The 22,247-nt window shown below is 73.3% G+C and carries 20 protein-coding genes; 7 read left to right on the top strand and 13 right to left on the bottom strand.

Annotation, left to right across the window (positions count from 1 at the left end; translation table 11 throughout):
* Positions 1-23: 23 nt before the first annotated feature.
* From WMF31_RS40605 to hisC, 5 genes are all read right to left on the bottom strand, one after another.
* On the bottom strand, positions 24-866 hold the full coding sequence (locus WMF31_RS40605; RefSeq protein ID WP_436607243.1) for a hypothetical protein: 843 nt from the start codon (positions 864-866) through the stop codon (positions 24-26).
* 215 nt (positions 867-1,081) lie between these two features.
* Positions 1,082-2,983 carry a hypothetical protein gene (locus WMF31_RS40610; RefSeq protein WP_436607244.1) on the bottom strand — a complete coding sequence of 634 codons (1,902 nt, stop codon included), beginning with the start codon at positions 2,981-2,983 and terminating at the stop codon, positions 1,082-1,084.
* Between the two features lie 9 nt (positions 2,984-2,992).
* Positions 2,993-3,241: a hypothetical protein gene (locus WMF31_RS40615; RefSeq protein WP_436607245.1), complete on the bottom strand. Its 249-nt coding sequence runs from the start codon at positions 3,239-3,241 to the stop codon at positions 2,993-2,995.
* Positions 3,242-3,282: 41 nt separating this feature from the next.
* On the bottom strand, positions 3,283-4,740 hold the full coding sequence (locus WMF31_RS40620; protein ID WP_436607246.1) for a hypothetical protein: 1,458 nt from the start codon (positions 4,738-4,740) through the stop codon (positions 3,283-3,285).
* A gap of 333 nt (positions 4,741-5,073) precedes the next feature.
* A complete protein-coding gene (hisC, locus tag WMF31_RS40625) occupies positions 5,074-6,162 on the bottom strand; it encodes a histidinol-phosphate transaminase (protein ID WP_436607247.1) in 1,089 nt (362 codons plus the stop codon).
* 249 nt (positions 6,163-6,411) lie between these two features.
* Between hisC and WMF31_RS40630 the strand changes: the two genes are divergently transcribed.
* The 4 genes from WMF31_RS40630 (at position 6,412) to WMF31_RS40645 (ending at position 8,853) form a co-directional block, all read left to right on the top strand.
* Entirely contained in the window at positions 6,412-6,966 is a 555-nt protein-coding gene (locus WMF31_RS40630) for a glycine cleavage system protein R (protein WP_436607248.1), read from the top strand.
* An 84-nt stretch (positions 6,967-7,050) separates the two neighbouring features.
* Entirely contained in the window at positions 7,051-7,299 is a 249-nt protein-coding gene (locus WMF31_RS40635; RefSeq protein WP_436607249.1) for a hypothetical protein, read from the top strand.
* A 5-nt stretch (positions 7,300-7,304) separates the two neighbouring features.
* The gene (locus tag WMF31_RS40640) at positions 7,305-7,685 is read left to right on the top strand and encodes a hypothetical protein (protein WP_436607250.1); all 381 of its coding nucleotides are present in this window, start codon (positions 7,305-7,307) and stop codon (positions 7,683-7,685) included.
* A 229-nt stretch (positions 7,686-7,914) separates the two neighbouring features.
* On the top strand, positions 7,915-8,853 hold the full coding sequence (locus WMF31_RS40645) for a hypothetical protein (protein ID WP_436607251.1): 939 nt from the start codon (positions 7,915-7,917) through the stop codon (positions 8,851-8,853).
* A gap of 51 nt (positions 8,854-8,904) precedes the next feature.
* On the opposite strand, the gene WMF31_RS40650 is transcribed toward WMF31_RS40645, so the two are convergent.
* Entirely contained in the window at positions 8,905-9,690 is a 786-nt protein-coding gene (locus tag WMF31_RS40650) for an HAD family hydrolase (protein WP_436607252.1), read from the bottom strand.
* 98 nt (positions 9,691-9,788) lie between these two features.
* On the opposite strand from WMF31_RS40650, the gene WMF31_RS40655 reads away from it, so the two are divergent.
* Positions 9,789-10,607: a Uma2 family endonuclease gene (locus WMF31_RS40655; protein ID WP_436607253.1), complete on the top strand. Its 819-nt coding sequence runs from the start codon at positions 9,789-9,791 to the stop codon at positions 10,605-10,607.
* 27 nt (positions 10,608-10,634) lie between these two features.
* Here WMF31_RS40655 and WMF31_RS40660 read toward each other — a convergent pair whose 3' ends face one another.
* On the bottom strand, positions 10,635-13,172 hold the full coding sequence (locus WMF31_RS40660) for a beta-propeller domain-containing protein (RefSeq protein ID WP_436607254.1): 2,538 nt from the start codon (positions 13,170-13,172) through the stop codon (positions 10,635-10,637).
* 325 nt (positions 13,173-13,497) lie between these two features.
* On the bottom strand, positions 13,498-13,983 hold the full coding sequence (locus tag WMF31_RS40665) for an SRPBCC family protein (RefSeq protein ID WP_436607255.1): 486 nt from the start codon (positions 13,981-13,983) through the stop codon (positions 13,498-13,500).
* Between the two features lie 429 nt (positions 13,984-14,412).
* On the opposite strand from WMF31_RS40665, the gene WMF31_RS40670 reads away from it, so the two are divergent.
* Positions 14,413-15,264: a Uma2 family endonuclease gene (locus WMF31_RS40670; protein ID WP_436607256.1), complete on the top strand. Its 852-nt coding sequence runs from the start codon at positions 14,413-14,415 to the stop codon at positions 15,262-15,264.
* Between the two features lie 165 nt (positions 15,265-15,429).
* On the opposite strand, the gene WMF31_RS40675 is transcribed toward WMF31_RS40670, so the two are convergent.
* From WMF31_RS40675 to WMF31_RS40685, 3 genes are all read right to left on the bottom strand, one after another.
* The gene (locus tag WMF31_RS40675; protein ID WP_436607257.1) at positions 15,430-16,524 is read right to left on the bottom strand and encodes a hypothetical protein; all 1,095 of its coding nucleotides are present in this window, start codon (positions 16,522-16,524) and stop codon (positions 15,430-15,432) included.
* Positions 16,525-16,814: 290 nt separating this feature from the next.
* The gene (locus tag WMF31_RS40680; RefSeq protein ID WP_436607258.1) at positions 16,815-17,882 is read right to left on the bottom strand and encodes a tetratricopeptide repeat protein; all 1,068 of its coding nucleotides are present in this window, start codon (positions 17,880-17,882) and stop codon (positions 16,815-16,817) included.
* Positions 17,879-19,027, bottom strand: a complete 1,149-nt coding sequence (locus WMF31_RS40685; protein WP_436607259.1) for a hypothetical protein — start codon at positions 19,025-19,027, stop codon at positions 17,879-17,881. The genes WMF31_RS40680 and WMF31_RS40685 overlap by 4 nt, the downstream gene beginning before the upstream one ends.
* 233 nt (positions 19,028-19,260) lie before the next feature.
* Between WMF31_RS40685 and WMF31_RS40690 the strand changes: the two genes are divergently transcribed.
* A complete protein-coding gene (locus WMF31_RS40690) occupies positions 19,261-19,929 on the top strand; it encodes a hypothetical protein (protein ID WP_436607260.1) in 669 nt (222 codons plus the stop codon).
* Positions 19,930-20,013: 84 nt separating this feature from the next.
* On the opposite strand, the gene WMF31_RS40695 is transcribed toward WMF31_RS40690, so the two are convergent.
* Positions 20,014-20,826 carry a DUF4142 domain-containing protein gene (locus tag WMF31_RS40695; protein WP_436607261.1) on the bottom strand — a complete coding sequence of 271 codons (813 nt, stop codon included), beginning with the start codon at positions 20,824-20,826 and terminating at the stop codon, positions 20,014-20,016.
* Positions 20,827-21,265: 439 nt separating this feature from the next.
* The gene (locus WMF31_RS40700) at positions 21,266-22,069 is read right to left on the bottom strand and encodes a class I SAM-dependent methyltransferase (protein ID WP_436607262.1); all 804 of its coding nucleotides are present in this window, start codon (positions 22,067-22,069) and stop codon (positions 21,266-21,268) included.
* Positions 22,070-22,247: the final 178 nt, after the last annotated feature.

Below are 22,247 nucleotides of genomic sequence, written 5' to 3' on the forward strand. Positions count from 1 at the left end.
GGCGAGGGCGCGCGTGGTCGGTGTCAGGATGTCAGGCCGAGCACGAAGAGCGCGTCGGCCCAGAGCGGCCAGAGCGTGCGGTAGGGGTGGGTCGCCAGCACGACGCCGCCGCTCGGGAGCCGCCGGACGTGGAACGGGGCGTGCTCTTCGAGGAAGCGGGTGTGCCCACGCGTCGTGATGTCTGCTCGCCAGGCGGGTGGGCCCTCGCCCTCGGCGGCCTCCCCGAGCTGACGGAGCAGCTCCATGATCTCGCGCGCCTGCGGCTCGGCCGCGCGCCACGCGTCATCCGGCACCGCCGCCGCCTCGAGCGCATCGAGGAGCTCCGTCGGCGACGTGGCGAGCGCCTTGAGGACGGTCTCGCGCGAGAGCGAACGCGTGAGCTCGCGCGTGCCCTTCATGGGCACGCGCGCGCCGCGCGGCGCCGCGTCGACGCGCGCGCAGAGCGCCTCCAGCGACATGCCCGCGATGCGTGAGACGCTCTCCTTGTCATGGAGGCTCACCCACGAGAGGGCGAGATCGCGCGCGAGCTCCGTGGCGTTCGCGTTGTAGGTCGCGCACATCTCGACCGGGGCGATCCAGTCCTCCTCGCCCGTGCAGGCGCCGGTCGGCACGCGCCCGCTCGCGTCCGGCGCGCAGAGGCGGAGCAGGAGGTCCTCGACGTCGTCCTGAACCATGTGGTAGGCGACCGCCGCCTCGGCCTCCACGAAGCGCGGGCTGTAGCTGCCCACGGCGATCTCGTACGGGTAGAAATCCCACTTGCGTTCACCCGCCGCCATGCTGAGCGGGCCGAAGGGACGACGACGTTCGCTTTCTTCAGGGTAGCACGCGGCGCTGAACACCATGACGCGCTCAGAATCGCTCAGCATCACGCCGGACGATACGTGAGCGCTGTTCCTTCCTCCGAAGTGAGCGCGGACCATCGCGAGCGCTTCGTCCATGGAGGACGTCTTGCACCAAATATCGGTGCTCAGGTCCACGCTCATGAGATCCCCTGGGATCACCAGCGCATATAGCGCCGCCGCGAATGCATCGATGCGTTCTGGTTCGTCACACCAGCCGAAGAAGTGAGGTCTTGATTCGCTCATGGCCGGATCACCATGATGAATGTGTTGAAGCCTTTCAGGGTTACGGTTTTCCCCTTGTCCGTGTCGAACAGGTAGCCGTCCTTCACGATGAACTTATCCGGCTTGAACTCCGCCCCCTGCTCCATGATGAGCTCGGCCCGCTGCACGTCTCCAGCGAGCCCCTTCTTTTTCACCGCCTCCATCGCGTTCGTGAGCTGATTGCGCACCTCGAAGACGTCGATCGTTCCGCCTTTTGCCTCGCTCAGGATGAGCTTGTGCCCGCTGGACACCGAGAGGAAATCGGGAGCCTTCCCCTCGATGGTGCCGGTCGGTGACTCCTTCGGAATGCCGAGCACCGTGCGCACGCCGTCGTCGCCGACCCCAACGAGCGACCGGCCGTCGTCCACCAGGAATTGGGCCGCCTTCTTCTCGAAGATGTTTACCGGCTTGGTCGTCATCGCCCCGGTGAGGTTCTTGTACCCCCTGACGCGGTTCGTCTTCAGGATCTGGGCGAACGCCTCCTCGATCTCCGCGATCTCCCCGGCCACCCGGATGGCGGACGGCCTGAGCCCGCTGCTGGTCTTGATCACCCGCCACATGGGCCCGATCGCCCCGAGCCCGAACCCCACCCCCGAGAAGATCCGCTCCTCGTCGCTGAGCTCCTGCCCCGCCGGCAGGCAGAACGCCTTCCCGGTGACCGCCTCGCACAGGTCGAGCACCGGCCCGACCACCGGCACGAACCCCACCCCGATGCGCGTCGTGGTATGCACGAGCGTCTGCATCATCCCCGCGTACGCCTGGAAGCCCTCGCCGACCGTCGACATGGCCCCCGCGAAGGCGCTGATCGTCTGGTAGAGCTGCGTCTGCTCCAGGTCGAGCGCATCGCCCGTCAACAGGTTGAGGCTGTCCTTCATCTGGTCGGCGAGCGCCTCGAACCGCGGCCTCAGCACCAGGTCCACCTGCGCCCGCAGGTCCGGCGGCACCGGCGTATCGAGGAACCAGTCCGACGCATCCATGTACCGCCGCACAACCGCCGTGACCCGGTTCTGCGCGTTCAGGAACGCGTTCGTCTCCGCGAGCGACACGCCCATCCGGTCGCGCAGCGCGATCTCCAGCGCCGCGCTGTTCTCCCGCCACGCCCGCACGTTCGTCACGAAGTCCGCCCGCGCGACCACCACGTCGCCGCTCACGTCCTTCTCCAGCGCCGCGATCACCGCATCCGCATAGGCCGCATACGGATCCCTCCCCTCGTCGAACGCCCCCGGCTCCCCCGAGATGTCCGGCACCTCGACCCACGGCACGTCGTGCTCGCCGAGCGCGTAGTTCGACGAGTCGTCCGGATCCCACCCCTCGGCGCGCGCGTCCTGCGTCGCGAGATCCGCGACCTCGTCCGCCTGCGCGCCGAACTCGTCGATCAGCCGCCCGAGCTCGTCCTCCAGGTCGCCGACGCTCTGCTTCAGGTCGTCGACGAGCTGCTCCATCGCCGCCCGCGTCTCCGGGTCGACCACGTCCTCGTAGCGGTCCAGGATCTCGTCGAGGTCGACCCGCGCGATCTCGTCGAGCGGCCGGGCGACCAGATCGTGCAGCTCGGTGTCGAGCTGCTGGAGCCGACCCATCCTCGCCCGCAGGTCCGCGATCCTCGCGGCGTTCCGGACGAGCTTCTCGCGCAGCTCGGCGAGCGCGGCCTCGAGGTTCACGATGTCGCGCGCGAGCGGCGGGGTGATCTCCGCGAGGCTCAGGTCGACCTCGGCGCTGCCGGAGAACGCCGTCCCGTCGCGCCACACGTCGAAGACCGGCTTGTTCAGCCCGAGCGGGATCGACACGAGGTTCACCACTTCGTGCGAATGCGTGCACGAGTCGTTGCCGCTGGAGTTCCTCACACGGAAATGAAACTCGTTGGCCCCCATGCGGAGCAGCACCGAGTCGAACTACGCTTCCGCCAGGTTGCTCTGCGAGCCGTCAGCGTGCGTCACCAGCGTGCCGGGAACCTCGTAGGTCGGCAGTGGCGTGTCGTTCACGCTGAAGAATGGGTCTCCGCTCTCGACGAGGAAGGCACCTTCACATGACAAGTAAGACTGGGTGCGGCTCCAGCTCAGGCTGTACGCCGTGCCCGCCCAGGTGAACGACGGCGCCAGCACCGCCAGCGTCGTGACCAGCGCGACCAGCTTGTGGAGCACCGCGGCGCTCCAGCCACACCGCGCAGCGCAGACCGACCGGCTCATGTCCCCTCCGCGCGGCTCACGGCCGCGTCATGCGCGATCGCCGCCCCCATCACGTCGCCCGCGTCGAGCCTCGCCTGCGCGGCATCGAGCAGCGCCGCGTCCACCCCCTTCGCGCGCATCGCCGCGAGGCCTGCCTCAATCCTCCGGGGCAGGGTCGTCTTGAGCTCGGTCTCCGCGGCCTCGTACCGACCGCGGAGCGCGGCGCACCCGGCCTCGCGCCACGAGGACGACGGCGCCTCGCACAGCGGCCGCGTTTGCAACAGCGCCGCGAGCTCTCCGCACTGATCGGCGACGTACGGCAGCCCCAGGCGAATGGCCGCCGGCAGCGGCCTCGCGATCGCCGCGGCCCGCGCCTGCGCGCCGGCGAGGAACGTCGCCGACGCCGTCTCCATCCGCGACCGCGCGCTCGCCTCGCGCGCGCCCTCGTCCCCTTGCAGCGCGAGGAGCGCCTGCCGCCGGAGGCGGACCCCGCCCAGCAGCGCCGTCGCCGTCCTGTCGCTGCGGGCGACCCGCTGCTGCGCATACCCCAGCATCGCGTTGAGCGAGCGCAGCGCCCCCGAGCTCATGTCCGGCATCGCCGCGCCGTGCGTCGCGAGGAGCTCCTCGTGCGGCGCGAGCGCCTCGTCGAGCGCGACCGCGGACGCCTGGATCCGCGCCGAGAGCGCCATGATCGCGACGGAGAGCTCGCCCGGCGCGCGGCTCGCCTCACGCGCCGCCGCGAGGATCGCCGGCTCCACGCCGTCGAGATCACCGATCGCCGACCGCGACGCCTGCGCCGAGAGCGCCGCAACCGCCGCGGTCTCCGCCGCCTCGGTCGCCCGGTACTCCGCGAACCGCGCAACGACGCTCGCGTACTCGGCCTGGAGCGGCGCCGCGTCCTCCCGCGCCCGGTCGAAGATCGCCTGCACGGCCGCCATCGATTGCTTGTCCTCTGCGAGCGCCGCGAGGAGCGGCTCCTTCTCGGCGTTCGCCTTCTCGGTCATCGCCTCCTTGAACCGATCGGCCGCGCGGACCGGCTCCTCCTCCAGCAGCGATCTCTGCTGGCCTGCGGCATAGTCCAGCAGAAAGCGGAGCTTGCCCGCGAGCGTCGCGCTGTACGACTCGGCATTCCGCTCCTGGTCGCGCACATAGGAGACGACCTTGTCCACGTTGCCGAGCCAGAGCGCCAGCATGTCCTCGCTCCCGGCGAGCTCGCGCATGGCCACGCCGCGCGGCGGATCCGCCCACATCTCGATCGGCAGATCGCCATGCCTCTCGGCCTGGCTCCACGCGTCGCTCGGGCTCCGGTTGGCGCCCACGCAATATTCCTTCCCGTCCTCGTCGCCGTTCGCCGGCACGGCGCAGAAGCGCCCGAGCGAGTCGTCGCTGCGCTTCCAGCACCCGGACGCCGCGGCGCCGAGCGCCAAGGCGGCCACGGCCCCCATGAGGAGCCTCGCCTGTACCCCCGTTCTCATTCGCATCCCCTCCACCCTGCGAGTTTTCTCGCCCGCACACGCTCGTCCGCTCGCTGTCCAGCTGCAAGCGTCCACATCGAGGCGAGAGGACATTGATCGGCCGAGCCTCGCGCCCGTAGCTCGTTCTACCCGGCCTCGGCACAGGCCACTTCTCCGGGCTTCGGGCTTCCCAACACAGACGGCGGAGAGAGCCTGTCGGCTGCATATTGGGAGGGGCCCCGCGCGTGCACGCGCGGGAGGTCACCACCAGACAACGGGTCGACCCGGCGGCGCATCGTCAGGAGGCGGGGCGACCTGAGCCGCCCCGGCCTCGCGAGTCGCAGGGGCGGCGCTCTACCCGCCGGCCCCCTCGCGGAGGATCTCCGCAATCGCCCCGAGGAGCGCATCGTCCTGCTCCGGTGTGCCCACCGTGATGCGGAGCTTGTCGTCGAGGCGCGGCGCGTCCCAGTAACGGACGAAGATCGCGCGGTCGTGGAGCGCCCGGTACAGGGCCTGCGCGGACAGGCCATCTCCCGGCGGCGCGGCGAGGAGGAAGTTGGTCTGGCTCGGCGCGACCGAGAAGCCGAGTTGCCGGAGCGCCCCGGCGAGGCGGGCTCGCTCGGCGATCACCTTCTTCCAGCTCTCCCGCGCCTCGTCGCGGGCCGACAGCGCCGCCGTGGCCGCGGCCTGGGAGAGGATGTCGGTGTTGTAGCTGTCGCGCGCCTTGTCGAGCGCCTCGATGAGCCGCGGGTGCCCGAGGCCGTAGCCGAAGCGGAGCCCGGCGAGCGAGTAGCCCTTGCTCAAGGTCCGGAGCAAGAGCACGTTGTCGAGCCCCCTTTCCGGGTCGAGCAGCGGTGTCGCGTCGCCCTCCGCGAAGTCGACATACGCCTCGTCGATGAGGAGCACGCCCCGGAACGCCCGGGCCAGCCGCTCGAGCTTGTCTAGCGGCTCGCGCCGCCCCGACGGCGCGTGCGGGTTGACGAGGAGCCCGAGCCGGCAGCCGTGGTCGTTGAGCCGGGCCGCGAAGTCCTCCGGGACCGACCAGTCGTCCTCGAGCGGGACCTGGGTGATGGAGGTGCCGTGGATGTCCGCGAGGACGTCGTAGAGCGAGTAGGTCGGGTACGTCTCGCCGAGGCCGCGGCCGCCGGGCTCGCAGAACACGGTCACGGCCATGCGCAGGAGCTCGTCGCCGCCGTTCGTGGCGATCACCTGCTCGGGCGACAGGCCGTGGAGCCGCGCGGCGGCCTCGCGGAACGGCTGCGCCCGGGGCGGCGGGTACCGGCGGAGCTGGTCGGCCGACACGCGCCGGATCGCCTCCAGCACGGCGGCCGGCGGCGGGTAGGGGTTCTCGTTCGTGTTGAGCTTGACCACGTCGGCCCGCTGCGGCTGCTCACCGGGCGTGTACGGCGTGAGGCGGTGGATGTTGTCGCGTTCGTACGGCATGGCGCGCCGTGCTGTGGCCCGGCGCCCCGCCGGCGACAAGCGCGTCGATGGCGCGCGCCCGGGAGGTGGCCTCGTCCGGGGGGCTCACCTCCGGGGCTTGCGTTCCGGCGGGCCTCTTTCGTGGCCCGCCTACACTCCAGCCCCTCCGGTGAGCCCCCCGGACGAGGCCACCTCCCGGGCGCGCCGGGGCCGCAGGCCAGCCGGTCGGATTGGCCCGCCGGCCCCGCGGATCGCACTAAGATGCGCCGCATGGCGACACCCGAGACCGAAACCTTCCTGGTCCTCTCCTGCCTCGGCCCCGACCGCCCGGGCCTCGTCGCGGAGGTGACCCACTTCCTCACCGAGCGCGGCGCCAACGTCGAGGACAGCCGGATGGCCGTGCTCGGCGGCGAGTTCGGCATCCTCGTGCTCGCCTCGGGGCCCCCCGGCGCGATCGAGGCGATCGAGCGCGAGGCCGGGGCGCTCACGACGACGACCGGGCTCACGGTCCAGAGCCGCAGGACGAAGAGCCCCGAGGCGCACCGGCGCGCGGCGACCATCCCGTGCCTCATCTCCGTCGACGCGCTCGATCACGAGGGGATCGTCCGCGCCGTGTCGCGCGCGCTCCACGGCGCCGGCGTCAACATCGTGTCGCTCGAGACCTCGGCCTACGAGGCGCCCGTCACCGGCTCGCAGCTCTTCCGGATGGAGGCGCGCGTCGACGTCCCCTCCGGCGTGACGCTCGCCCAGCTCCGCAAGGCGATGGACGCCGTCGCGGAGTCGGAGAACCTCGACATCGAGGTCCGCTCGCTGCTCAAGGGCTGACGGGCGATCCGCGCCGCTCGCGATCCAGGGCTGCGAGGGCTCGTCAGGTTGGCGCTCAACCATCGAGGGTGTATACTTAGGCGTATGCCCCGCATGCAGGTGTATCTCCCCGACGATCTGTACGAGCTCGTCAAGGCGCGCGGGCTACCTGCCTCGGAGCTGCTGCAGAAGGCGGTGCGGGCCGAGCTGCGTCGGCTCGATCTGCTCGCCGAGGCCGATCGCTACGTGACGGAGCTGGTGGCCGAGGTGGGGCCGCCTGCCGCAGACCAGCGCGCGCGCGCCGCGGCCGTGGCACGACGGGTCGCGCGGCGGCCCACCCGCAAGGTGGGTTGAGCCTCGTGCTGGTCCTCGATTCGGGCGGGGTCACCCGTCTATCCGAGCGATCGCGGCAGGCCGCGGCGCTGATCATGGCGTTTCGCGAGCAGGATCTGTGGCCGCCAATCGTCCCGTCCGTCGTGCTCGTCGAGTGTCTGCAAGGGCATCCTGGTCGCGACGCTCTCGCGAACAGCTTCCTCAAGACCTGCGATATCGTTGAAGAGATCTCCGCGCCGCTGGCGCGGCGCGCTGCGCTGCTGCGGAGGCGCGCCCGTCGGGGCTCCGCCGTCGACGCGCTCGTGGTCGCCCTCGCGGAGCCTGGCGGAACCGTGATCACGTCGGATCTCGGCGATCTCTCCGCGCTCGCCCAGCACGCGCACGGCGTCAAGGTGGAGAAGGTCTGACAGGCACTGTCGCACGGCGCCGCCCGGCAAGCCGTTGCTGTCGCCGTCGCGCCTCGCCGCGGCAGAACCAGAAGACGTCGACCGGGCGAGGTCCGTGGGGCGACGTCGCGCGCAGGAGGTGTGTGGACGAGACCGCGGCGCCGCGGATCCAGGGGCCCCGCCCGGGCCTCGCCGCGAGGCCGCGAGAACACCGGCCGCTCGCCCGGGAGAACCGGTATCCTCGCCGGCCATGCCCTTCAGCCAACTCACCGCCCCGCGCAAGGTGCACAGCCTCGACGCGGAGATCCGAGGCGCCTCGGTGCTCGCGAGCCCGGGGCTCGTCGCCATGCTCTCGACCGATCCCGTGCGCCTCGGCGTCTGCCCGGCCGGCGGCTCCGGCGCGAGGACCACGAACCTGTCGCTGTCCTCGGCCGACGACGTCGCGTTCCTCTCGAAGGACGTCGTCGTGGTGCGCAGCGAGGACGCGGTCTGGGCGCTGCTCGGCATCACGCACACCCCGAAGCTCGATCAGGTCGGCCGCGACGCGCGGCTGCTCGCCGCGCGCCCGTCCGGCGAGACGGCGCTCGCGCTCGGCTGGGACGGCGGCGCGACCGAGCTCAAGCTCGACCGGATCGAGGTGAGCGCCCGCCCGTTCGCGCTGCGGGGCGACGCGCGGGCGTTCGACCTGACCGAGACCGAGACGCACGTGGTCGTGAACGGCGCAGGGGAGGGCGGCGAGCTCCGCGTCCACCCCGGCGCGACGCCCGAGCCCGGCCCGACCCTCCGCGCCGCCCTGCCGCGCGCGGCCGAGCCGCTCGACCGCGTGCGCGGCGGCCCGAAGCTCACCGCCGTGTACCGGCGCGGGTCGAGCGCGGTCTGCGCGGTCACGCGGTCGTCCGGCAAGCTCGCCGCCCGGATGATCGCGCTCGACGCGCCCGCCGCGGACGTGGCGGTCGTCGAGTCGAGCCTCTTCGCGGCGTTCGCGGACGGCCGCGTCGCGCTGTTCGACGGCGCCGCCATCGAGGCCGCCTCCGGCGCGCCGCTCGCGCCGACGGCCACGGTCACGCTCGGCGCCCGCGGCGAGCCCAGGGTGCTGGCCGTCGCCGGCAAGGCGTCGCCGTCGCTCTGGGTGGGGACGAGCGCCGGGGAGATCTGGAGCCTCGCCGTCGTGCGCAAGCAGGCCGGCTGAGCGACGCCGCGGCCGCATGGCGCCGCGGCCGCACGCGTCGCCGCCGCGGCCTCACGCCGCGCGCGCCGCGAGCCGCCCGTCGACGAGGGCGTCCGGGTCCACGTCGTCCAGCGAGGTCACGACGCGGTCCGCCCCGGCCGCGACCAGCAGCGCCTGGTCGGAGAGCCGCGCCACGCCGAGCGCGGCCATCCCGGCCGCCTTGGCCGCCTGCACCCCGGAGGAGGCGTCCTCGATCACGAGGCAGCGCTCCGGCGGGGCGCCGAGCGCGTGCGCCGCGGCCAGGAACAGGTCCGGCGCCGGCTTCCCCCGCGGCACCGGGGCGCCGCAGAGGTCGGCGTCGAACAGGTCGAGCAGCGTCGCGCCCGGCGCGACCTCCGGCATGTCGCCGCCCTGCTGCGGCGTCGAGAAGGCGCCGGCGCGGAGCCGGCGCAGGAGCTGGCTGGCGTTCCTGGACGACGACGCCGCCGCGGTGAGCACGCCGCGCGCCTTGACGCGCAAGAGGAGCCGCACCGCGTCAGGGAAGGCCACGAACTCCCCGGCCTCGATGAGCTGGAGCATGAGCGCCTGCTTGTGCTCGCTGTAGGCGCCGGCGCGCGCCGCGGCGTCGGGCACGCCGAAGTGCTCGAGCGCCGCGCGCGCGCCGCTCTCGCGCGGCTTGCCCGCGATCACGCGCTGGTAGACGGCCGTCGTGAACCGCTCCGGCGCGTAGCGCGTCCGCGGCGCGATGTCGCGCCAGTCGCCGGTCATCAGCGAGGCCAGCGCCTCCCGCCAGGCGCGCTCGTGCGGCGAGTCGACCAGGACGCCGTCGACATCGAAGAGGACCCCCATGAAACGCATGCCGCCGACATGGCGCCGGCGCGCCGCGCCGGGAGCCCCGCGCCGCGCCGGGGGGTGGTCACGTCGCCCGCCTGCCGGCTCCCGCCGCCGCGGAGGCGATGCTACGGTGGCAGCTCGTGCCGCCCGCGCCGCCTGTCCGCACCGGAGCTCCTCACCCCCGCACGACGCGCCTGCCTCGGGCGCTCGTCGTCCGCGATCCGGAGCCCGAGGAGCTGCGCGCGACCATCGACTGGTCCGACTGGTACCTCGACGACGCGGACGGCATCGGCGCGTGGGGCGAGCACGACGAGATCTCCCGGCTGCTCCTGTCGTCGATCGCGCAGCTCGCGCGCGAGCGCGGCTGGACCGACCACCACGCCGGCTCGGATCGGTTCTTCGCCTGGATCCGCGAGGAGCCGCTCGTGCGCGTCTCGCCGGACGTCTACCTGCTCGACCACCGGCCCTCGCCGCCTTTGCCCAAGCAGTGGCAGACGTGGCTGCCGGGCCACCGGCCGCCGCGCTTCGCGCTCGAGATCGTGCCGAGCGACTGGCAGCGGGCGTACGAGGACATCCCGCTCAAGTACTGCCAGCTCGGCTGTCCCGAGCTCGCGATCTTCGACCCGCCCGCCGCGGCGCCGCGGCCGCCCGTCGGCCGGGTGGCGCTCCAGGTCTACCGGCGCGACCCCGACGGCGCCTACGTGCGCGCGTACGCCGGCCCCGGCCCGGCGTTCTCCCCCGCGCTGGACAGCTGGCTCTGCGTCGTGGGCAGCGGCGCGGAGGCGCGGCTCCGCCTCGCGCGCGCCGGCGGCAAGGGCGAGCTCGTGCCCACCGAGGAGGAGGTCGCCAAGGCCGAGGTACGCGCCAGGGAGGCGGCCGAGGCGCGGGTGCGCGAGCTCGAGGCGCGGGTGCGCGAGCTCGAGGCGCTGGAGCAGCGGTGACGGCCGGGGCGCTGGCCCCGGCGCCCGTCACTCCATGATGCGGGGAACCGGCGAGGGCTCGACGCCCGGCTCTGGCTGCGGCTCGACGTCGGGATCCGGCTGGGGCTCGACGCCGGGATCCGGCTGGGCATCGACGCCGGGCTCCGGCACGGGCTCGGCGACGCCGCCGCACGCGCCCCACGTGGGGACCGGCGCGGGCAAGGCCAGCGACGCCACCGGGGTCGTGAGGTCGTCGAGCGAGCTCGCGATCACGCCGCCGAGGGAGATCGAGTAGACGTGGTCCTCGATGAACAGGCCGCGCCGCACCTCGGGGAGGTACGCGTAGCAGCCCCAGTCGTCGGGCGTGGCGTTGAAGAAGGCGCTGTGGTCGACCGCGCCGAGCCAGCGGAACCCGTCGTCGAGGTCCACGTGGTAGAGCTGGAGCGCGCTCTCCATCGCGCCGGTATCCCGCGCGGAGCTCACGAGCGGGAAGGCGAGCAGCCCGCGCTCGCCGTCGTACGTGAACGCCTTGTGGTCGTGCTCCGCGGGCGAGTGCGCGTTTGGCGCGTCGAGCGTCTCCTTGTGCAGGAGCGCGGGCGCCGTCGGATCCGTGACGTCGAAGACCTGGAGCGCCACGCCGGTGACCCGGCCGTCGTCGGTTCCATCCCTGCCGATCGTGAGCAGGTGCCCGTCGTCGATGGGGTGCATGTACTCGCTGAAGCCGGGGATCTTGAGCTCTCCGGTGACCGCGGGCGCCGCCGGGTCGGCGAGGTCGAGCACGAACAGCGGGTCGACCTGGCGGAACGTCACGAGGTAGCCGCGATCCCCGACGAACCGGGCGGACCGGATCTGCTCGCCGGGGGCCAGGTCGAGGACGGCGCCGACGCGCGCGAGCGCCGCGCCGCGCTCCTCGAGCACGAACACGTTGTTGGCGGTCGTCCACGCGGTCGCCGACGCGAGCTGCGCGGTCGTGGCGATGCGCAGCCGGCCGTCGTGCTCGTCGAGCGAGAACTGGTTGAGGAGGTGTCCGGGCACCGAGCCCGAGGCGACATACCGGGGCTGGCTCGGATCCGCGGTCAGGTCGAACTTGTGCAGGTGCGTGGCGTCCAGGCTCACGGGCTCGTCGCCGAGGTCCGCGCGAGACAGGGGCTCTTGCCAGCCGCGCGCCGCGACATAGAGGGCATCGTGGCTCGCATAGACCGTGTCGGTCGCGCCGATGACCGAGGTCGACGCCGGCTCCCGGTCGAGGTGGTCGAGGTCGATCGCCTCGATCTGCGTCAGCCCGTACGACGTCGTGCCCGCCTCGGGAACGTAGAAGTCCGAGCAGCGCGCCTCGAGCAGGGCGACCGCATCGCCCCGCTCCTCGAAGCGATACGGCAGCCAGGTGGAGACCGGCGCGCCCTCGATGATCGCCGTGTTCTCGGCGCGGAGCTGCTCGAAGGCCGCGCGCCACGCCTCGGCGGAAGAGCGGTACTCCGTCAGGGCCTCGGGCCAGTAGCGGAGCGCGGGGCCGTGGGCGCCGCCGGTCAGCACGGTGCGGACGTGCTGGCCGTCGCGCCGCGCCGAGGCGTACCACCCCTCGAAATAGAGCTCCTTGACCACGCTGGGGCCGCCGCTCGCGAGGCTCAGGACCGTGATCTTCGTGAGCGGGGCGTAAGCGCCGCCGGTGGGCGCGACGTCCTCGTCGGCCCCCGCCGAGCCATTGGTCCCGCCCCCGTCGGACGGCGGCACAGGGTCGGAAGACGGCGTGTCGCCCCCGGACGGCGGCTCGGCGTCGGAGGAGGGGGTATCGCCGCCGGACGGCGGCTCAGCGTCGGGCGGGGGCAACGGATCGCTTCCGCCGGCGTCCACCGGCAGCGCGGGATCCACCGTCCCAGGGACGGTATCCACAGGCCTGCCGATGCCGCCACCAAACCCGTAGTCGTAGAACTCCGGCCGCGGCTCGACGCCCGCGCGCTCGTAGATCTGGGCCCCGTTCACGGACGAGTAGATCACGACCTTGTCGCCCGCCACGAACATCTCGCGCGGGTCGCCCTCGAGCGCGAGCGAGCTCCCGACGGCCAGGGACGAGGCTGGCCACGCGGTCAGCGTGTAAAACTTCTCGCCGTGGAGCAGGTAGATGTGGTTGCCGTCGGTCTTGACGATATCCGCCTCGTCGACGCCGGCCACCTGGGTGTTCGTGTCGGAGTGGGCCGGCGCCGCGCTGTCGTTCGCCGCGCCGCCGGCGGTCTGCGGCGCATCGCCGCCGGCCTCCGCCCCGGCGTCGCCGCCCGCTCCGGGCGCTCCAGGGGGCGCCGGGGTGGGCGTGACGGCGGGCTCGCCGGGGACCGCCACGGGACCATTCTGGTCCGGGCCGACCGCGGGACCGAAATACGCCATGTGGTAGCTCGCGATCATGGCGTCGATCTGGGCGTTCATCTTGGCGAGCGCGTCCTGCTTCAACGAGGCCTCGAGATCCTCGCAGGACTGCGCCCGGCGGAGCGGGGCGCTGTGCGTCCCCGTCGCCGTGGCGCCGGTATCGCACCCGGCGGCGAGCAGCCCGGTCGCAGCGATGAGCCAGAGGGAGGAGAAACGTTGGGTTCGCATGGTGTCCAGGCGCTCCGCAAGGACCGAGCCAGAAATCCATTCCCTCGGATCTTCTCGGGCTCTCCCGCGCTCCGGCCGCGCGGCGGCGCGGCGAGCACGACACGCAGGGTCCTTGAGCGGGCCCCCTGGCACATGTGCCATGCGGTGGTGTGGACGGGACAGGCATCTTCCGTGTCCGACGCATCCGGAGGAACCGGCGCCGGAGCCCACGAGGTGGGCACTGGGGGCATGGTGGGCACTGGGGGCATGGTGGAGGCGAGCGTGTGTTTTCTCCTCGGGAGCCTCGCCGCAGCGCGTCGGCACGGCCGCGCCCGGGGAGGCGCCCTTACCTGCCGGCCTTCAGGAGGGCCTCGAGCTGGTCGGCGCACTGGCCCCAGCCCTCGTGGAAGCCCATCTTCTCGTGCGCCTCACGGTCGGCGACCGTCCAGTGGCGCGCGCGGGCGGTGTACTTCGTCTTTCCGCCCTGGTCCTCGAACGTCAAGATCACCGTCATGAACGGCTTTCCCGACGGCTCCCACGCCCTGGTGTAGGCGTCGGTGAAGACGAGCCGCTCGTTCTCGACGACCTCGAGATAAATGCCCCTGTTCGGGTACTCGTTGCCTTGCGGGTCGCGCATCACGATGAGGTTGGCGCCGCCGGGCCGCACGTCGAGCTCGGCGACCGGCGTGGTGAACGGCCGGGGCGCGAACCACTGCTTGAGCAGCTCGGGGTCGGTCCAGGCCCTGAACACCTTCTCGGGCGGCGCGTCGATGATGCGGGTCAACACCAGCTCGCGGTCGGAGGTCGGGGTGGCTTCGGTTGTGGTGGTCATTCGTCGGCTCCTTGCTCGGTGATTCTCACCTGTCGAGGCGTTGGACCGTTCGGCGGCCGGGAACTCATCGGTCGTCCCGCTTCTTTTCTGGTGCGGTGCCCGGCCGGCTCGCTCCGGATTCACGGCGCGGGCGGTCGGCGTCGAGCGACAGCGCGCCTGCGCCGGCGGGCCAGGCGAGCGCGGGCCCGCGGATCCCTCGATCCACCGGGGGGCGAGGCCCGCGGCTCGACGACGGCGGCTGAACCCACGACGGCTGAACCCGAGCTCCCGCGCCTGTCCCGTCTGTCCACGGGATCCCTGCAGGCTCTCCCCGGGCCCACGTACCCCGTCGCACACCGGTTTTCTGTCCCGATCCGCGCGTCCGGCCCGGCGCGGCTCTCCAGCGCGCTGCATCCTCCACGCGGGGCCGGCCGGTGCTAGTTTGCGCGTGTGGCATCGCCGAAGCGCTTCGGGTTCCTGCTCAACCCCCGGCGGGCGCCACGCGCGCTCGTGCTCCGCGATCTGTCGCCGGACGAGGCCAGCGCCGTGATCGACTGGTCCGGCTGGTACTTGCCCGACGGCGCGGAGCGCCCCGGCCGGGCCGAGCGCGCGGAGGTCGTCCGCCTGCTGCTCTCGGTCCTCGCCCAGCTCGCGCGCGAGCGCGGCTGGACCGACTGGTACGCCGGGGGCGACCACCCGTTCGCCTGGGTGCGGGGCGAACCGCTCGTGCGCGTCCTGCCCGACCTCTACGTCCTCGACCACCGCCCCGTGCCGCCGCTCCCGCGGCAGTGGCAGACGTGGCTGGACGGGCACCGCCCGCCCCGGTTCGCGCTGGAGATCGTCACGGGCGACTGGCGCCGGGTCTACGAGGAGGCGCCGGCCAAGTACTGGCAGCTCGGCTGCTTCGAGCTCCTGCTGTTCGATCCCGAGGCCGCCGCCGCGCGCGCGCCGCTGCCCGAGGAGCGCGTGCCGCTCCAGCTCTACCGCCGCGAGCCGGACGGGACGTTCCTGCGTGTCCACACCGGTGCGGATCCGGTCCGGGTCGAGGCGCTCGACGCCCACCTCGTCGTGCTGAAGGACGGCCCGCACCCCGCGCTGCGCGTCGCGCGGACCTGTCGCGCGACCGATCTCGTGCCCGCCGCGGAGGAGGCCCTCCGCGCCGAGGGCGAGGCGCGCGCGGTGGAGCTGCGCGCGCGCGCCGCCGAGCAGCGCGCGCGCGCCGCCGCCGAGCAGCGCGTCCGCGAGCTCGAGGCGCGCGTGCGCGACCTCGAGGCGCGCGCCGCCCGCCGCCCCCCGCCCTGAGCCCGGCTCCCACCCCCTTCCCCTCCGGCACACGCCCCACAGAGCGGCGGTCGCCCGCACAGGAGACGGGCCCAGATCGGCGTTTTCGGCGCGCAGGCGTACTCCAGTGCGCCGAGCACCGAAAACGCCGAGATGGGCCCGTATCCGAAGCGGGCGACCGCCGCTCTAGGCGGGGCGGAGGATCTGGCGGACCGAGTCGACGTCGGTCAGCCGCTGCAGCACCGGCTGCAGGCCGTTGCCCGGGGCCTCGCCGAAGGCGCCGCTCGCGGCGACCGCGCGCGCGCGCGGCCCGTCGAGCACGAGGAACACGTCCCGCAGCCCGCCGGCGCCCGGGGCGTCGATGACGTCGACGATCCGCGAGCGATCGAGGTGCAGCTCCTCGTCGCCCCGCTGGATGAGCACGCGCCGATCGGTGATGAGGTACCGCGTCCGCGCCGCGAGCCGCGCGGGCCGCACCACCGACACGTAGAGCATCGCCGCCCCGGCGGCGACGAGCAGCACGATCGTGAGCGACAGCGAGGCGACGAGCGCCACGAACGACAGGCTCTCCGGATCCATCCCCGCCGCGGTCACGATGCGGACGCTCCGCACGGCGTGCACCGCCGTCACCACCGCGAAGCCGCCGAGGAGCACGCCGATCAGCACCGAGCCGATGCCGCGAAACCCGGTCGGGATCCACTTGTGCCAGCAGTCGACCGGGTGCGCCGACCAGAGCACCCGCTCGCCCTCATCGAGGCGCTGCGAGAGCAGCCGGTGACCGTCCCCCGCGGGCGCCGACGGCACGACGCCCCGCAGGATCGCCCACACCCGGTCCGGGGCCACGACGCCGTTCAGCACGATGGACAGCCGCCGCCGGAGGGCGCCGGTCGGCACCGCCCGCACGAGCTCGAGATCGCCGACGCCCGGGTGCTTCGGGTTCCAGTGGATGCGCGCGTAGCTGATCGACCGCCGCTCGATGCAGCGCAGGAGCTTGCCGCGCCGCACCACGATGTGCCGGTCCGTGAGCATGTACTCGAGCTCCGAGCGCCACCAGCGGGGCAGGTAGCTGAAGGCGACCGCGAGGCTCGCCATCCACGCCGCGAAGGCGAGCAGCTGGGTCGGCGACGCGCCGAGCGCCTTGCTGACGACGATGGCCGACGCGGTGCTGATCGCGGAGGTCACGCCGCAGACCGCCGCGCTCACGGAGTAGAGGGGCGGCGTCGCGATGACCTTCGGACGTCCCGACCAGAGCAACGGCTCATTGAACACCGAGTCGCGCATCTCGACGGATCTCCGTTCGGGGTGAGCTGGACCGGCGCCGCCCCCGCGGGCGAGAGCGGCCTCGATAAGGTGAAGCCGCCGGGCGATGTCGTAAAGGGGGGGCGCCGTCGCCCTCGCCTGGCCGCGGGGCGCGCCGCCGCGGCGTGCGAGCTCCGCCGCGCCGGTGCGACGCCGCGGGCGCTGCGGCGTCAGCGCCGGTGCGACATGGCGGGCGCTGCGGCGTCAGCGCCGGCGCGAGATGGCGGGCGCTGCGGCGTCGGCGCCGGTGCGACATGGCGGGCGCTGCGGCGTCAGCGCCGGCGCGCCGCCGCGGGCGCGGGCGGCTTTCGCTGGCGCCTCAGCGTCTCGGCCCGCTCCTTCTCGCACTGCGCGCGCCGTGCCCTCGCCAGCGGCACCCAGTGATCGCTGGCGGGGGCGCGGGCGATGTACGACGCCCACGCGTCCACGGCTTGCTGGTACCACCCCGCGCGCTCGTCGAGATCGGCGCTCCGCGCCGCGGCCCAGTGGCCGAGCGCGGCGTACCAGGCCTCGTCGTACGGGGGCACATAGAACCAGCCCGACCCATGGATCTGCTGATCGTTCCGGTCGTACGTCCTCGCGAGCCGGATGTGCTCGATCGCGCCCTCCAGATCGCCGGAGCGGTCGAGCGCCACCGCGAGCCCCCAGAGCGTGGTCACCCCGTAGCGGAACATGTCCAGCGACCCGAGCGTGGCGAGCGCGGCCCGGTAGCCATCGACCGCGGAGGTGATGTCGCCGAGCACCATGAACGCCTCGGCCTGGTTGGCCAGGAGGAGCGCCCGGGAGCCCGTGTGCGGCTCGAGCGCGAGCGCCTCGTCGTAGGCCTTGATCTCGTCGGCGTACCTGCCGAGCCGCGCGTAGCAGACGGCGAGCGCGTGCCACGCCTCGGCGCGGGCGGGCGCCGGGGGGTGGATGCGCAGGAGCGCCTCGAGGTTCGCGGCCGCGCTCTGCACGTCGCCGAGGGACTCCAGGATGTCGGCGTAGCGGAGCCGCACCGCGTGGTCGCGCGACGTCGCGGCGCCGGCGCGCTCGTACAGGGCGCGCGCCTCGCGGAGCCAGAGCGGGCCGATCTCCTCGACCCGCTCCAGCAGCGGCGAGCGCCGGAGCCGGTTGTACCGGGCGAGGAGCGCGTCGGCCTGGGCGATGAGCGCCGCGCGGTGGTCGGCCTCGGGATCCAGCGCGCGGGCCCACACGGTCGGCGCCGCGCCGAGGGGCGCGGTCACGAGCGCGGCCGCCGCGAGCGCCCCGGCGCCGAGCAGCGTGGCGAGCGAGCGCGACCTCCGGCCCGCCGGACGCCTCCGGGCTTCGCTCCGGGCGGGCGCGCGAGGCGGCGCGCTCACCGGGCGCCTCCGGCCCTGGTCCCGGGGGGCGCGGGCCTCTCGCGCGCGGGCCGGCGAGCTCCGCCGGCGGCCTTGCGGAGCGCGTCGAGGCGCGCGCGCGCCGCCGCGGCCCACGGCCCACGCGCGCCGGCGCCCGACAGGTAGGCTTCCCAGCGATCGATCGCCGCAGCCGCCGCGATCCGCTCCAGCGCGAGCGCCTCCAGCGCGAGGCGGTCGTCGGGGACCGCGAGGTAGTCGACGGTGCGCAGGCGCGCGGCCGCGCCGGCGAGGTCCTCGGCCGCGTGCTGGCGCGCGGCGGCGCCGGCGTGGCGGTCGAGCGCGCGCGCCGCCGCGGGCGCGACCCCCGCGGTCGCGGCCTCGAGCGCGGCGTCGGCCTGCGCCCTGTCGCCGGCGCGATCCAGCGCGAGCGCGAGCGACAGCATCACGTCGCGGGCGAGCTGCGCCTGCGCGCGCTGGCGCGCCTCGCGCAGGTACGCGATCGCCTCGTCGAGCACGGGGCGCGCCCTCTCCCCGCGCTCGCCCGTGTGCGCCGCGGAGGCGTCCCCCGCGGCCGCCGTGGGCCCCGAGGCGTCCCCCGCGGCCGCCATCGACAGGTGCGCCGCCTCGAGCAGCACGAGCGCGCGCTGGTCCGCGGTGGCGAGCAGATCGATCCGGGGGACGAGCGCGCGGTAGACCGCGAGGGCCTCGTCGCGCTGGCCGGTGCGCGACAGCGACCGGGCGAGGTCGTGCAGGGTGTGCGGATCCTCGACGCTGCGCGGGTCGATGCTCCGCGCGCGGGCGAAGGCGCGCGCCGCGTCCTCGGTCGAGCCGAGCGCGAGGGCCGCGCGCGCGAGCAGGACCTGCGGCGCGGCGTGGCCCGGGAGGAGCTGATCGGCGAGGCGCGCCGAGGCGCGCGCCGCCTCGGCGTCGTCGCCGAGCTGCGCCTGGCCGCGCGCGAGGAGGTCGCAGTAGCGCGGCAGCTCCGGGGCGCGCGCGCGCTCCCAGACGCTCGGCCCGCGGGCGATGGCGCGGCCCGTCCGGGCCGAGCACTCCGGCGGCCGCCCTGCCGCCGCGGCGGCCGCGACGAGGTCGCCCTTGCCCGGGGCGCCGTGCGCGGCGAGCGGGAGGGCGAGGAGCGCCGGGAGCAACATCGGACCGAGGTGCACGTGGTGAGTGTACCAGCGCCGCGCGCCCCGGTCTCACGCCGGGCGATGTCCCAGGGGCGCGATCCGGCCGATCGTGCGGGCGATGTCCGGGGGATGCGATCCGGTTGATCGGGCGGGCGATGCTCCGTTATGGTGCCGAGGGTGACAGCGCCGACGGGGGGGCGTTTGCGGGGTCGTGTTTCGCCGGACCCTGCGACCCTGGAGCCTCGTAAGGCCGGAGGAGGATCGACATCATGGGCGAGGTGATTCGCAAGGACGCGCCAGCGGACGACATCATCGGTGACGTACGCGCGACGCTCCACACCGCTTCGGCGAAGGGCGGGTCGCTGCGGGAGCTCGCCGAGCAGCGGCTCGTGCCCGTGCTGACGCTCTTTGACGGGGTGGAGGCCCAGCGCAACGCCGCGCGCGCCGAGGCCGAGCCGCTGCTCGCCAAGGTCGAGGCCGAGTCCGCGCGCGCCGACGACGCCCTCGCCAAGGTGGCCGACGACGTCTGGAACGCCGTCGGGCGCCCCACCGCGGATCCCGCGCTGTCGATCCTGTTCCCCGGCGGCATGGCGTATTTCGCCGACCACGAGGACGGCGACATCCCCGGGCAGCCCGATCGGCTGGAGGTGCTGGCGCAGCTGCTCGGCTCCGGGATCCACCCGAAGCTCAGCCTGGACAAGGCGCAGGCGGCCGCGGCCGAGGTGAAGGCGGCCGCCGCGGCGCTGCGGTCCACGGTCGAGGCGACGCGGCTCCCGCTCGAGCGGCTGAGCGTGCTCGATCGCATCCGCGCCGCCGTGGCGAAGAGCGCCCACATCGAGCTCGTGCACCTGAAGCGCCTCTACAAGGCGGCAGGCTTCAGCGAGGCGGAGATTCACGCGGTCATCCCGGATCGCGGGCGAGCGCGGCGGCGGCTGTAGGGCGTCGCGGCCGCGCCCCGCGCGGGGCGAGAGCCCCGGCGCGGGTCACGGTGGCCGTTCCTTATCGGACCAGGCGCCCGGGCCTCACGGGCGAGAGCCGGGGGGATAAGGAGAGGACGTGCCGCTCCGGGGGAGGCCGGTCGCGGGGTCATACGAGCCAGGCGGGTAGTAATACCCGTTGTTTCCGTAATACGAATTGTACGGGGAGTTGTACGGATAGGCGTAAGGATACCCATTGACGCCGTAGTAGGGGTACGGGTTGTAAACGCCGTTTCCGTAATACGGGTGCGGGTAGGTGCCGGAGGTCCCCGGGATGTAACGGCTACCCATGAGCGAGAGGAGCGACGTCGCGAACCTGAGGTTCCGCGAGGTGGCCGTCCGGATCTGTGGGACGAGCTGAGAGAGCCCCGGAGTCATATCCACTCCGACGACGAGGAGCTGCTCCTGGAGCTGGGCCAGCATCTGCCGGTGCAGCTCGATCTGAGCGTTCACGTACGTCAGGTCGAAGGAGGCCCCCGTCAGCCCCTCCAGGGTCCGCGCTTCCTCGGCGCCCCGCTGGGCGAGCGCCTGGCTGGCCGCGTTCTCCTGCGGCGTCAGGCCGAGCTGCTGGAGCGCGGCCACGAGCTCCTGGTTCGCCGCGGTGTAGTAGTCGAGCATCGCCTGGGCGAACTCGCGGACGTGCTGGTCCGTCGCGTGGGTCAGGGCGAGCTGCGCCTCTGCGACCTCGACCGAGTAGAAGGCGGCGAGCACCGCGGCGAGATCCGGGGCGGCCAGCGCGACCGCCTGCGACGTGGACTCGACCGCCTCCGCCGCGCGGTCGTCGCCCGCCGCCGCCAGGTCGCCGTCTTCCGTCGCGACGGAGCAGGCGCTGGCTCCTCCGAGCGCGAGAGCTGCCATCCATGCAAAACGAAGAGAGTCAATTCCGATGTTCATAATCCCCCCATGTCAATGACGGAAGCGGTCCGGCGATCGAGCGCTTGGCGGTGATGCCTGGCCCGCCCCGCCATCTATCTTGAACCGATATAGGGATACGCAAGCCGCGAGCTCACGAAAGCTGCAATGCTCACCGGCGCACAGGATCGGAGGAACTCTCCTCACCGCGCGACGATCCTCCGCGGAGGTGCCACCCCGTCGTGTCGATGAACGGAAGCGGCCGCCGGCCGGGCGGCGGCGCCGGCGCGAGCTCGTGGAAGATCCGGAGGCGCTCCGTCGGCGATGCTGTCGGGCGAGCGACGTGCTCTGGTGCTCGGGCGGGCCAGAGGGGGGCAATGCGGAACTCGACGCTTTGCTGGAGGACGGGCCCGGAGCTCCGGTGTCAGCCCGCCCGGGCGGGGCGTCAATCCGTCGTCTTGGCCGGCTTGCGGGCCACGACGCCGACGGTGCCGTAGTAAATACCCCACGACGCGGGATCCGCCGCGAACCGGGCATATCCGGCGAGATCTACCTCGCTGATCCGGCCGGTCGCGAGGTAGGGATCACGGAGCTGGAGTGCGGAGAGGCGCATGACCTCGGCCTGAGGATGGCCGCCCTGGCACAGCGGCGCGTCGTTCTCGACGAGCTCGATGGCGAGCCCTCGCGACGTCACGATCGCGGGCAGGCGCAGGCCTATCCCTGGGTCCTTTCCGCCGGCCTCGAACATCGCGACGATCGCCTGGTTGACCCGATCGAAGGCCTCGAGCTCCGCGCCGGACGCGCCCTTGGCCGCGGTGAAATCGGGCTCTTCGAGGACCAGACGCCCCCCGGGCTTGAGCGCCGCCAGCATGGCGTCGAGCAGCGCCTCGTGCTCCGCGTTGTGGACCAGCACGTAGCGGGCGTGCACCACGTCGAAGCGGGCCGCGTGGAGGTTGAGCTGTCGGATATCGCCCTCGATGATCTGGACACCCGGCAGCTGCGATGCCGCAAGGAACCCGACATCGAGGTCGACGGCGACCACCTCGCCCTCGGGGCCCACACGCTCTGCCATCCACGCGGCGATGGATCCGGCACCTGCCCCCACCTCGAGGCAGCTCCAGCCAGGACCCATCCCGGACGCCTTGAGGAGGTGCCGGCTCCCGGGGTCGGCGATCTCCTCGATCCGCCTCAGGCGTTCCAGCTCTCGCGCACGCTCCGCGCCCGTAAACGTGTACCTGCTCTCCGCCATGCAGGCAGAATAGTACATTCCCTGGCCGGAAGAGCGATAATCTCCCCTCCGGCCTCACCCGGAGGCCCCCGAGGGAGCTCGCGGGTCGACGCGGGGGACGGACCGATGTCCCCGGGAACACCCTCCCCGGCGGCCGGGCAGCCCGGATCACCCGGTATGGCGAGGCCCAACGCCCAGT

The sequence above is a fragment of the Sorangium sp. So ce1036 genome (assembly GCF_051369805.1).
GTDB lineage: Bacteria > Myxococcota_A > Polyangia > Polyangiales > Polyangiaceae > Sorangium > Sorangium cellulosum_F.

Bases quoted from the DNA above. Each gene is read 5' to 3' on its own strand.
- WMF31_RS40605 (WP_436607243.1), bottom strand. From the start codon at position 866: ATGCTGAGCGATTCTGAGCGCGTCATGGTGTTCAGCGCCGCGTGCTAC.
- WMF31_RS40620 (WP_436607246.1), bottom strand. From the start codon at position 4,740: ATGAGAACGGGGGTACAGGCGAGGCTCCTCATGGGGGCCGTGGCCGCC.
- hisC (WP_436607247.1), bottom strand. From the start codon at position 6,162: ATGCCGTACGAACGCGACAACATCCACCGCCTCACGCCGTACACGCCC.
- WMF31_RS40630 (WP_436607248.1), top strand. From the start codon at position 6,412: ATGGCGACACCCGAGACCGAAACCTTCCTGGTCCTCTCCTGCCTCGGC.
- WMF31_RS40635 (WP_436607249.1), top strand. From the start codon at position 7,051: ATGCCCCGCATGCAGGTGTATCTCCCCGACGATCTGTACGAGCTCGTC.
- WMF31_RS40645 (WP_436607251.1), top strand. From the start codon at position 7,915: ATGCCCTTCAGCCAACTCACCGCCCCGCGCAAGGTGCACAGCCTCGAC.
- WMF31_RS40650 (WP_436607252.1), bottom strand. From the start codon at position 9,690: ATGCGTTTCATGGGGGTCCTCTTCGATGTCGACGGCGTCCTGGTCGAC.
- WMF31_RS40655 (WP_436607253.1), top strand. From the start codon at position 9,789: ATGCTACGGTGGCAGCTCGTGCCGCCCGCGCCGCCTGTCCGCACCGGA.
- WMF31_RS40660 (WP_436607254.1), bottom strand. From the start codon at position 13,172: ATGCGAACCCAACGTTTCTCCTCCCTCTGGCTCATCGCTGCGACCGGG.
- WMF31_RS40665 (WP_436607255.1), bottom strand. From the start codon at position 13,983: ATGACCACCACAACCGAAGCCACCCCGACCTCCGACCGCGAGCTGGTG.
- WMF31_RS40675 (WP_436607257.1), bottom strand. From the start codon at position 16,524: ATGCGCGACTCGGTGTTCAATGAGCCGTTGCTCTGGTCGGGACGTCCG.
- WMF31_RS40690 (WP_436607260.1), top strand. From the start codon at position 19,261: ATGGGCGAGGTGATTCGCAAGGACGCGCCAGCGGACGACATCATCGGT.
- WMF31_RS40695 (WP_436607261.1), bottom strand. From the start codon at position 20,826: ATGGCAGCTCTCGCGCTCGGAGGAGCCAGCGCCTGCTCCGTCGCGACG.
- WMF31_RS40700 (WP_436607262.1), bottom strand. From the start codon at position 22,069: ATGGCGGAGAGCAGGTACACGTTTACGGGCGCGGAGCGTGCGCGAGAG.